This is a genomic window from Cupriavidus sp. FW305-3-2-15-C-LB2, from assembly GCF_058787575.1.
The window spans coordinates 40,478-51,099 of the sequence record NZ_JBYSZW010000056.1 but is presented as its reverse complement, the minus strand read 5'-3'; the positions used below and the strand labels follow the sequence as shown (position 1 = coordinate 51,099).

At 67.6% G+C, this 10,622-nt stretch carries 9 protein-coding genes; 4 read left to right on the top strand and 5 right to left on the bottom strand.

Going from position 1 to position 10,622, the window contains the following annotated elements:
• Positions 1–310: 310 nt before the first annotated feature.
• Entirely contained in the window at positions 311–1,990 is a 1,680-nt protein-coding gene (locus AC3WRR_RS29935) for a Na/Pi cotransporter family protein (protein ID WP_010813363.1), read from the bottom strand.
• Between the two features lie 88 nt (positions 1,991–2,078).
• Positions 2,079–3,299, bottom strand: coding sequence for a phosphonoacetate hydrolase (phnA, locus tag AC3WRR_RS29930; protein ID WP_010813364.1), 1,221 nt, complete (start codon positions 3,297–3,299; stop codon positions 2,079–2,081).
• A gap of 112 nt (positions 3,300–3,411) precedes the next feature.
• Between phnA and AC3WRR_RS29925 the strand changes: the two genes are divergently transcribed.
• Positions 3,412–4,308 (top strand): LysR substrate-binding domain-containing protein, encoded by an 897-nt coding sequence (locus AC3WRR_RS29925; protein WP_010813365.1) that lies wholly within the window; start codon positions 3,412–3,414, stop codon positions 4,306–4,308.
• 75 nt (positions 4,309–4,383) lie between these two features.
• On the opposite strand, the gene AC3WRR_RS29920 is transcribed toward AC3WRR_RS29925, so the two are convergent.
• The gene (locus AC3WRR_RS29920; protein ID WP_010813366.1) at positions 4,384–4,779 is read right to left on the bottom strand and encodes a hypothetical protein; all 396 of its coding nucleotides are present in this window, start codon (positions 4,777–4,779) and stop codon (positions 4,384–4,386) included.
• Between the two features lie 157 nt (positions 4,780–4,936).
• Complete coding sequence (locus AC3WRR_RS29915; RefSeq protein ID WP_011616834.1) at positions 4,937–5,641, bottom strand: Crp/Fnr family transcriptional regulator; 705 nt, start codon at positions 5,639–5,641, stop codon at positions 4,937–4,939.
• Between the two features lie 109 nt (positions 5,642–5,750).
• Between AC3WRR_RS29915 and AC3WRR_RS29910 the strand changes: the two genes are divergently transcribed.
• Together AC3WRR_RS29910 and AC3WRR_RS29905 are read left to right on the top strand one after the other, a co-directional pair.
• Positions 5,751–6,521 carry a class II aldolase/adducin family protein gene (locus tag AC3WRR_RS29910; protein WP_010813368.1) on the top strand — a complete coding sequence of 257 codons (771 nt, stop codon included), beginning with the start codon at positions 5,751–5,753 and terminating at the stop codon, positions 6,519–6,521.
• A 2-nt stretch (positions 6,522–6,523) separates the two neighbouring features.
• Positions 6,524–7,453 (top strand): 2-hydroxyacid dehydrogenase, encoded by a 930-nt coding sequence (locus AC3WRR_RS29905; protein ID WP_011616835.1) that lies wholly within the window; start codon positions 6,524–6,526, stop codon positions 7,451–7,453.
• A 29-nt stretch (positions 7,454–7,482) separates the two neighbouring features.
• Here AC3WRR_RS29905 and AC3WRR_RS29900 read toward each other — a convergent pair whose 3' ends face one another.
• Complete coding sequence (locus tag AC3WRR_RS29900) at positions 7,483–9,492, bottom strand: alkaline phosphatase D family protein (RefSeq protein WP_439669803.1); 2,010 nt, start codon at positions 9,490–9,492, stop codon at positions 7,483–7,485.
• Between the two features lie 291 nt (positions 9,493–9,783).
• Between AC3WRR_RS29900 and AC3WRR_RS29895 the strand changes: the two genes are divergently transcribed.
• Positions 9,784–10,617, top strand: coding sequence for a universal stress protein (locus AC3WRR_RS29895; RefSeq protein WP_439669804.1), 834 nt, complete (start codon positions 9,784–9,786; stop codon positions 10,615–10,617).
• Positions 10,618–10,622: the final 5 nt, after the last annotated feature.

Below are 10,622 nucleotides of genomic sequence, written 5' to 3'. Positions count from 1 at the left end.
ATCATGCGGCGCCTGCTGCGGTCGCTGGCCAAGGGAGAGGAGATCACGCAGGACACCTCGACGCTGGAGAATCCGGCCATCCTGGAGCAGCTTGGCCAGGCACGCTGAAGATGCGGCGCGACTATGCCCGATTCAGACAAGGTCGGCAATTGTGCAGTGCCGCCGAGCGCTGGCCCAAGGTGACCGCAGCCCCTTGAGCTTTCCAGACTTGACGCGCGGGATCATTCCGCAATGGTCTCGATCGTCAGGGTGACCTCGCCGCCCATCGCGGCCAGCATGGCCGGACCGCCGCCCTTGTAGGCGACATGGGTCATGTTGAGCTTGGCCTGGGACTTGCGTGCGGCGTGCCGTGGTTGCCGGCAGCCAGGAACGAAGGGTCTTCGCGCAGGGCGCCAGGCATGCCTGCCGGCGCGGCGCACAGCAGCGCGTTCATCTGGGACAGCTCGCGCAGGGTGTCCAGGTGCAATGCGCTGGTTTCCACGCTCGCGGTGCGGCGCTGCGCGACGCGGGCAATGTGGCGGGCGGTGAAGCGCTCGGCGCGCGCCTGGAAGTCGCCGGCGCATTCGAGAAGCAATGCCGAAGCTGCGCGGTCGTTGGCAACAAAGAGCGACATCCTGGTACGCAGGTTGGCCACCAGCATGTCGCATAGTTCCAGCAGTTCGGCGCTGCCCTCGGCCGAGAAGCAGAAGTTGCGGGTGAGCTTGCGCTGGTCCAGGTCGACCAGGATCCGTTCGACGATATCGCCCGCGTACTCCAGGTTGATATTGACCAGCATGATCGCATCCCAGCGTTCCGCATCCTCACCGTCGAGGCTGCCGGCGTCGACGTCGGTCAGGTACATCTTGACGGACGAATAGAGGTCGTCGATGCGGTCGTCCAGCGCGCGGCAGCGGGCGTTAGCGGCGCGGTCGTTGCCCACGATCGAGAGCTTCATGCCATCGAGCATTTCCTCGATCACGTCGCCGATGCGCACGACCTCGCGCGTGGCATTGCCCAGCGCGACGGACGGGTGCCGCAGGTCGCCCTGGCTCAGGTAGCGCGCGCCGCCGGGCGCTGCGTCGTCGTGCGCCTCAGGCAGCCATCGGGTGCAGAGGGCCGCCACCGGGTTGACAAACCAGATCAGCGTTGCGGCCAGGGTCAGGTTGAAGGCCATGTGGAAGTCGATGGCCATGGTGCCGGCACTGCTGCCCAGGCGCGCCAGCAGCCAGGGGATGGCGTCCAGCAGCGGCAGGAATGCCAGTATCCCCGCGAACCGGAAGATCAGGTTCGCGAGCGATACCCGTCGCGCGGCAGGCGAACTGCCGGAATTGGCCAGGCAGGCAATCAGGCCACTGCCCAGATTGGCGCCAAGCACCAGCGGCAAGGCGGTGGCAGGTCCGATGACGCCGCCCATGGCCAGCGTTGCGGTGAGCAATACCGCGGCCAGGCTGGAGTAGGCCAGCAAGGTCACGAAGGCGCCGATCACCAGGGCCAGCAGTGCGTCGTTACCAAGCGAGGTGAAGATGGCGCGCACGATCTCGGCGTGCAGCAGCGGCGCGGCGTAGAGGCGGATCAGCTGCAAGGCCAGCGTGATCAACCCCAGTCCCACGATGACTTCGCCGGCCTGTCCGCGCAGGCTGGCCTTGCCGGACAGGCGCAGTGCGATGCCGATCACCAGCAGCAGTGGCGAGAGCCAGGAGATATCGACCGTCAGCAGACGCGCCATCAGGCTGGTGCCGACGTCGGCACCGAGCACGATCGGCAGTGCCGCCGGCAACGACACCAGGCCCCCTGCAACGAAGGCGCTGGTCATCAGCGCCGTGGCGCTGCTGCTCTGGATCAGCGCGGTCACGCCAAGCCCGGCCACGAAGCCACGCGCGGGACTGGCCGTGCCCGCGGCCAGCACCAGCCGCAAGCGCGGCCCCAACAGGTCCAGCATGCCGTGGCGCGTCACATGCGCGCCCCAGATCAGTAGTGCGACCCCGGACATCAGGGAAAGCAGGATTTGCATGGCGCCGCCCCCTGGTGGTGGCTGTCTTCGCGGCCACCTTTATCTGCTTGTTGAGGAAGCGTGCCGGCCAGGCCGGCACGCACCGGACTTAGTCCGCGTGGTTCAGCGCCAGCCGCAGGATGTCGAAGTTGCGCAGCCGCTGGCCTGCGGGCGCAGTGACCTTGCGGTTGAACAGCAGCGGCACCTTTTGCTCGGACAGGCCGCCATGCGAGCGCAGCGGGGCATCCAGGCCGCTCAGGTCATGGCGCGCCGGCGTGGTGCCGAGCACGGTCAGGCGTTCGCTGACCACCACCAGGTCGCCGATGCGGTCGGGCGGCAGTTCGAAGCGCTCGCTGGCGGCGCGCTTGTCCAGCACCAGTTCGATCCCGGGCAGTGCGGCGATGCCTTCATGCACGGCCTGTTGATCGGTGCCGGCAGGCAGGTACACGGTCGCGTAGGAGCCCAGTGCGCCATGGTGGGCGACGTAGGGATCGGTGATCGGCAGCAGCACGCGCGTGGCGTCCGTGCCGAAACGCTCGTCCAGCACCTGCTGCAGGAACAGGATGTTGGCCTTGCCCAGCGAATCGGTCTTGGCATTCATGCCGTGGTCGGCGGTGACGCCGATGACCGCACCGAGCGCGTCCAGGCGCTGCAGGTAGCTGTCGATCATGGCGTAGAAGGCATTGGCCTGCGGCGTTCCCGGGGCATGCTTGTGCTGGATGTAGTCCGTGGTGGACAGGTACATCAGGTCGGGGCGGACGGTTTCCAGCAAGGCCACGCCGGCGGCGAACACGAACTCGGACAGGTCGGCGCTGTAGACCGAGGGCAGCGGCATGCCGACCTTGCGCAGCACGTCGTCGATGCCGTTGTCTTCGATGGTGGCCTGGTCGGCCTTCTCCGCCGAGAAGCAGATGCCCTTGAGGCTGTGGCCCAGCAGCGCGCGCAGCTTGTCCTTGGCGGTGACCACCGCCACCGATGCGCCGGCCTGCGCTGCCGCAGCCAGCACGGTGGGCGCGCGCAGGTAGCGGGCGTCGTTCATCAGCACTTCGGCGCCGGCTTCGGTGTCGTAGAAGAAGTTGCCGCAGATGCCGTGCACCGACGGCGGCACGCCGGTCACGATCGACAGGTTGTTGGGGTTGGTGAACGACGGCACCACGCAATCGCCGGTCAGGACGGTGCCGCGTTTGGCCAGGCTGGCGAAGAACGGGGTGGCGCCCGCCTGCACGGCAAGGTTGATGTATTCCTGCTCGCAGCCATCGATGCAGACGATGACGGTGGGCCGGGCGGGAAGCTGGTAGTGGTGGCCGTTGACCTGGATCTGGGTGCTCATGGCGTCTCTTGCGGAAGGATTGTGAAGGGGATTTGCCTGAGACCCATGCTAAGTTAGGCGATAAACTCTCACAATCGAGTTTATTTTCCAGATTCTGTCAGGAAATCTCACAATGCCGCACAAGCTGCCCCCGCTCAACGCCCTGCGCATCTTCGAGGTTGCCGCCCGCGCCGGCAGCTATTCGGCGGCCGCGCGCGAGCTGCACCTGACCCATGGCGCGGTCAGCCGGCAGATCGAGATCCTGGAGCAATGGCTGGGGCAGCCGCTGTTTATCCGCCAGGGCCAGCGCATGGTGCCGACTGTCCACGCGCAGGCGTTCGCGCGCGAGATCAGCACGGCGTTCGACCAGATCAGCGCCGCTTCCGAGCGCTATGGCCGCATCGCCACGCGCAAGGTGGTGCGCGTCAATGCCCCGGCAACCTTTGCCATGCGCTGGCTGATTCCGCGGCTGGATGACTTCCGGCACCGGCAGCCCGAGGTCGACGTGCGTGTGTCGACCGCCTTCAGCAACGAGACAGGATTCAATGGCACCTTTGACGTGGCGATACGGCGCACCCTCGAACGTGGCGAACAGTTCGAGTCAGTGCCGATCTTTTCGGAGTACCAGACGGTGATCGCCAGTCCGGCGATGCTGGAGCAGGTGCCGTTGCAAGGTGTAGAGGACCTGGTGGAGGGCGTCTTCCTCTATACGGAGACCCGGCCGGGAAGCTGGGAATCGTGGCTGCAGCAGGCGGGACATGCCTCGCTGCTGCCGGTGCGAACGCTGCGCTTCGACCATTTCTTTGTCACGCTGCAGGCGGTGGTGGACAGCCTTGGCTTTGCCATCGGCACCTTTCCGACGCTGGAAACGGACCGCGCGGGCGGGCGCATTGCGACGCCGTTTGCCGCCATCCGCGCACCGGGCAATACCTATCATGCGCTGGTGCCGCGCGATGCCGACAAGCCGCTGCATCTGCGCGCGTTCCTGGAGTGGCTGCAGCAGCAGGGGCAGACGGCCGCAGCGACCTGAAGCGGCGCGAGCCGGGGAAGCGGGGCGAGTGTGGCGCGCGGCCCGCGCGATGCGGGCCTGCGCTGAGACGGGAGCTCAGGCCCCGTCGAGGAACGCGCTGCGCTGGCCCAGGCGCGAGCCGAGCGCATCGGGGGCCAGGCTCATGCTGGCGGGGTCCACGGCCGAGGCGGGGCTGCCTGCCATGGTCGGGTCGGCGGCTGCCGGCGCCATGCCCGGCTGGGCCGCCTGTATGGGAGCCTGGGCATAGCTGCCGCCCGCTGCGGGTGCCACCTGGGCCGACGGCGCTGCCGACGGCATGGCTTGCACGGGCTGGGCGGACTGCACCGGCTGACTGGATTGCATCGGCTGCATCGGCTGCGTCATTGGCATCGGCTGGCTCGGCTGCAGGGGCTGAGCCTGCTGCGCAAACAGCGGGTAGGACGCGATCATCGCGCCAGCCACGACCAGGGATTTCGCCAGATGTTGCTTCATTCGTGTACCTCCTAGAACGCCTACAGGCAAGGGAACAGTCACTGTAGCGCCGCAGCACCTGACATTCTGTTTGATTTTGCAACGGTCGTTAACCAGCCTTGCCATTGCGGCCAGGGCAGGTTAATTGCGCGCGCGGCCTGCAAATCTTGCGCGGCCGTCAACGCCGGGCCAATCGCTTGAGCGCCGCGGGGTCCAGCAGTTCGATCTGGCGGTACTCGCGGCGGATCAGGCCCGCATCTTCCCACGCCTGCAGGTACTTGGCCACGGTCTGGCGCGAGCGGTTGACCATGTCGCCAAGGTCCTCAGCGCTGATGCGCACGACATGGTCGGTGCGGTCGGCCAGTTCCAGCAGGCGCGCCGCCATGCGCGCGTCGATGGGCGCCTGCGCCGCGCTTTGCGCGTGGTCGAACGCTACGCGCAGGCGCGCGCAGATCTGCTGCACGATCAGCTGCATGCCTTCCGGATGCGCGGCCAGGATGCGGTGGAAGTCGCGCTGGCTCAGCACCATCAGTTCCGTATTGCCTACGGCGAAGGCGTCGTGCGTGCGCGGCTTGCCGTCCAGCAGCGAGATCTCGCCGAACCAGCGGCCACGCCCGATCACCGAGTACACCGACTCGCGCCCGCCCGTGCTGACCCGGCTCATGCGCACCCGGCCCGACAGCACCATGCAGAAGTAGGTGGGCGGATCGCCGCGCGCGAAGATCATCTCGCCGTCGCCAAAGCGCAGGCGGCGTGCGGCGTTCGCCACGGCATCGAGCACGCCCGGCGGCGCATTGCGCAGCCAGCCGCTGGCCAGCACGCTGCGCGGCAGCGTGCGCGCCGGCTCCACCGCTCTCGATCCACTCTTCACATCAGCCTTCACATCGCTCTCCTGCTGGAGCCGAGATTGTCCAATACTTAACAGACTTTGGCGCGGTGCGCCCGGACAATGCATCGATTCAATGACTCACATGCCCCCGGGAGGTACGCATATGGCGCAAATCCAGCTCGTCGATTCAATCAGGGACCGCGTCTCCGACGCCGAATGGCAGATGCGCGTGGACCTGGCGGCCGCGTACCGCCTGGTCGCCCACTTCGGCTGGGACGACCTGATCTTCACCCATATCTCGGCACGCGTGCCCGATGCGCCGGACCAGTTCCTGATCAACCCGTACGGGATGATGTTCGACGAGATCACGGCATCGAGCCTGGTCAAGGTCGACCACGAAGGGCAGCCCGTGCTGGAAACGCCGTATGACGTCAACCCGGCCGGCTTCATCATCCACAGCGCCGTGCACGAGGCGCGCCCCGAAGTCGGCTGCGTGATGCACACGCATACCTCGCACGGCGTCGCCGTCTCGGCGCAGCAGGCGGGCCTGCTGCCGATTTCGCAGCAGTCGATGTTCGCGCTGACCGGGCTGGCGTACCACGACTATGAAGGCGTGGCGCTGCGCGAGGACGAAAAGGCGCGGCTGGTGGCAGACCTGGGCCGCTGCAAGCAGATGATCCTGCGCAACCATGGCCTGCTGACGTGCGGGCGCACGGTATCCGATGCTTTCCTGACCATGTACACGCTCGAGTCCGCCTGCCGCATCCAGATCCTGGCGCAAAGCGGCGGCACGCCGCTGACCATGGTGCCCGAAGCCGCCAGCGCCAACATGGGCCAGCAGGCGCGCCAGGCCACCAAGGGCAAGGGCTCCAACCTGGCCTGGCCGGGCCTGCTGCGCCGCCTCGACCGCATCAACCCTGACTACCGCAACTGACCATGGCCATCCTCGTTCACCTGCCGTCGTTCATGGCGGTTCCCATCACTGCCGCGCTGCGCGAAGCCGCGCCGGACATCACCGTGTGGAACGGCCGCGAGGCCGCCGTCGCGGAACAGGTCGAAGCCATCATCGCCTGGGGCCTGAAGCCCGGCGTGCTGCCGGCCTACCCGAAGCTGCGGCTGGTCTGCGCTGCCACCGCGGGCGTCGACAAGCTGCTGGCGGCGCCGGACCTGCCGCCTGGCATGCCGGTCACGCGCATCGTCGATCCCGGCCAGCAGGCCGGCATCGCCCACTACGTGCTGGCGATGGCGCTGCGCCATACCCGCGCGCTCGGCCGGTACGCCGAACAGCAGCGCCGCGGCGAATGGAAGCGCCACCCGGGGCGCGATGTGTCGCGCTGCCGCGTGGGTGTGCTGGGGCTGGGCGAGATCGGCAGCGAGGTGGCGCGCATGTTTGCCGCCATCGGCTACCCGGTCAGCGGCTGGAGCCGCAGCGCCAAGCATCTGCCCGGCGTGACCGACTTCACCGGCGACGACGGGCTGGATGCCATGCTCGCGCACAGCGACATCCTGGTCTGCACGCTGCCGCTGACGCCGCGCACCGAGGGCATGCTGAACCGCCAGACGCTGTCGCGGCTGCCCAAGGGGGCGTTCCTGATCAACGTCGGGCGTGGCGAGCATGTGGTCGAGCCAGACCTGGTCGCACTGATCGACGAAGGCCACCTTGCCGGCGCGGCGCTTGATGTGTTCGCCAAGGAGCCGCCCTCGGCGGACGATCCGGTCTGGAACCATCCCCGCATCGAGGCCACGCCGCATATCGCGGCCGACCCCTCGTACGAACTGGTGGCGCGGCAATGCATCGAGAACCTGCGGCGCGCGCGCGACGGGCGTGAACTGTTGAACCAGGTGGACCGGCAAGCGGGCTACTGAGCGCCCGGCGTGCCGGTCCGTCCGGGTGGCTATGTCACGCTTACATCCGCGGTTCCCGCCGCCACCTCCAGCAGCCGCGTGCTCGCCGTGGCAGGTAGCGCCGGCGCCGTGCCGCCCTCGAGCGGCTTGAGCGTATGGAAGGTGCAGCTCAGCTTCTCGGGCGTCAGGGTGACCAGCGTGTAGCCCTCGGCGTTGGAGTCGGCATGGCGCAGCCACGCGTTGAAGGTGCGCAAGGTGGTGTCGAAGGTGTTCACCACCGTGCCGCCCACGTCGCTGTAGACCAGTTCACGCAGTGCGGCGAAGGCCTGGTCGTTGTCGACGATCGAGCGGAATGAACTGAGCAGGGAGTTGCTCGACAGTCCGGCCGTGACCAGGTCCACCATCACCGGCGCTGGCGTCGCCGCATCGTAGTCGTCCATCACCTGGCCGGCAAAGAATGCGTGGATATCGCCGCTCAGCGCCACCACATTGCGCACGCCGTTGTTCTTCAGGAACGCCATCAGGTTCTTGCGCTCGGCGTTGTAGCCATCCCACTGGTCGGCATTGAGGATAAAGCGGTCGAGCAGCGCGATGGCCGGCAACCGGCTTTCGATCAGCGGCTTGATGTTGGCATCGAACGTGGCGCTGTCGATGCCGACCTGCGCCAGTACATTGCGCAGCGCCGTGTAGGCCAGGTTGGCATAGGTGCCGGCGGTCTTGGCCGCGCGCAGGTCGTCGGCCAGCGCATTGGCAATGGCGCTCTCCAGCGAGGACAGGGAATTGTTGGCCAGCACCAGCGCCCTGGCGATCAGCCGTGCCACCGCCTGGATCACATCCACCTGCATGCGCAACAGCGACAACTGGTTGGCCCACAGCTTCCACGCGGTGGCGTCGGCGCCGACGCGGTCCTGCCACCACGCGCGCTGCGCATCGCCCAGCATCGACACCGGTGTCAGCGTGCCGCCGGCGGCGGCAATCTTCTGCGCTTCGGCCGCAGCCAGTGTCTCGGCCGGGACGAAGTACAGGGCGCCGACTGCGCGGCCGGTGGCTTGCTCGGAGATGATGTGGTCGGCGCGGTACAGGCGCTCGTCGGTCATCAGCAGGGTGGCGAGATTGCCGAAGGTGAACGAGCGATAGATCTGGATGTTCTGGAACGACGGGTTGTTGACGTCCAGGCTGACATCGGCCGGCATGAACTCGAACCACGCCTGGTTGGCAGCGCGCCGGCGCGCGGTGCGCGGCGTCAGGTCGTCGTCGGAGTCGTAGGTCTGCCGGTCCTGCCAGCAATTGTCCGAGAATTCATGGTCGTCCCAGATCGCAATCATCGGGAACGCGGCATGCAGGGCCTGCAGGCGCGCGTCGGTGCGATAGCTGCGGTACAGGTAGCGATAGTCGTCCAGCGTGGTGGCGTAGACGCTGCCGTCCGGCAGCGCGGTGCCATTGGGCAGTTGCAGCACGCCGTGGCGATCCTCCACATTGCCGGCGCGCGAGCCGCCCGGGACGGCCTCGTAGATGTAGTCGCCGACATGGACGATGAAGTCCAGGTCCTGCTGCGCCAGTTCTTCCATGCCGGCCCAGTGGTTGGCATTCCAGTCCTGGCAGCTGACAAAGGCGAAACGCAGCTGTGACAAGGGCGTGCCGGCCGCTGCCGCGGTGCGGGTGCGGCCGACGGTGCTGGGGCGGTTGCCCAGCAGGAAGCGGTAGTAGTAGCGGGTGCCGGGGCTCAGGCCCGTGACCTTGTTGCGGATGGTGTAGTCCCAGTCCGGCAGGGCCATCAGCGGTTGATTGACCAGCAGGCTCGGCGGCGGGAAGTCAGGCTGCGCCGACACCTGCAGCCGCACCACCACCGGCCGCTTGCCATTGCTGCCTTCCACCCGCGTCCATACCACCACGCTGTCGGGCTTGGGGTCGCCCGAGGCGACGCCATGGACGAAATTGAAATTTTCCGGATTGCCGGTGTCGGGTTCCGGGTCGTCGCCGCCGCCGCAGGCGCTCAGCCCGCCGGTGGCAACGGTGACGGTCAGGAAACTTCCCCACTTGAGAAACTGTCGGCGGTCCATGGCGCTCCTCCTGTGCTTGCGGTCTCGGTCCACGCAGCGCGCAGCCGCGGCCACGATGCCGCTTGCGGCACCAGGATTCGTGGGGGCGTGCTGGTTGCTGAATGCATACTAGTGGCTGGCCTGCACGCTCGCCGTCGGTGAGGTTCCGACATCGATATAGGAGGAAGTCGACTGGTTCGTGCCGGCGCTGGCGCACCGCGCACCACCATTGCTGGCGCGATCGGCAAGTCGGCATGCATTGCCTGCGACGCGGCCTAGACTGAAAGCAAAAGATTCGGACGCGAGGGCATCATGGCGTACGACAGCATCCTGGTCCATCTCGACGGCAACCGGCAGGCCATGCAGCGCTTGCAGGTTGCGGCACGCCTTGCCACCGCCAGCCAGTGTCCGCTGATCGGCCTGCTGGCCGGGCGCGTGCCAGACCCCAGCTGGTTCTACCGCATGAACAATGCCCAGCGCTGCCTGGCCGAAGACCAGGAGCGGCGCCGGCTGCAGCGCGAGAACATGCGTTGTGCCTTCGCGGCCGCCACGCGCGAGCTGGCGGTTGCCTGCGACTGGCGCACCGTCGAGCGCGATCCGGTGCCACTGGCGCTGCGCGAGGCGCGCGAGGCCGGCCTGATCGTCTCCGGCCAGTATGACGCCGACAACGCTGAAGGCCCGGTGGCGCGGCAGCTGTTGGAGGCGCTGCTGCTTGAGAGCGGCCGGCCGGCGCTGGTGGTGCCCTGTTCCGGCGCTTTCGCCACCGTGGGCACACGCGTGCTGGTGGCCTGGAACGGCAGCCGCGAGGCCGCGCGTGCCTTGCACGACGCGCTGCCGCTGTTGGCGGGGGCACGCGCGCGGGTGCTGGGCGCCCATGCCGCCAGGGAGTCGCGTGCCGATGCCACTCCGGTCAGCCACGCCGTGCACGTGCTGGAGCGACAGGGTGTGGCAGTTGAGGTGGAGCACGGCCCGGGCGGTGGCGACCTGGCCATCGGTGAGCTGATCCTGTCGCGAGCGTCGGACTTTGGTGCCGACCTGATCGTGATGGGCGCCTACGGCCACGGCCGGCTGCGCGAGCTGGTGCTGGGCGGCGTGACCAGGGTGGTGCTGGAGTCGATGACGGTGCCGGTGCTGTTCTCGCACTGAAGCGC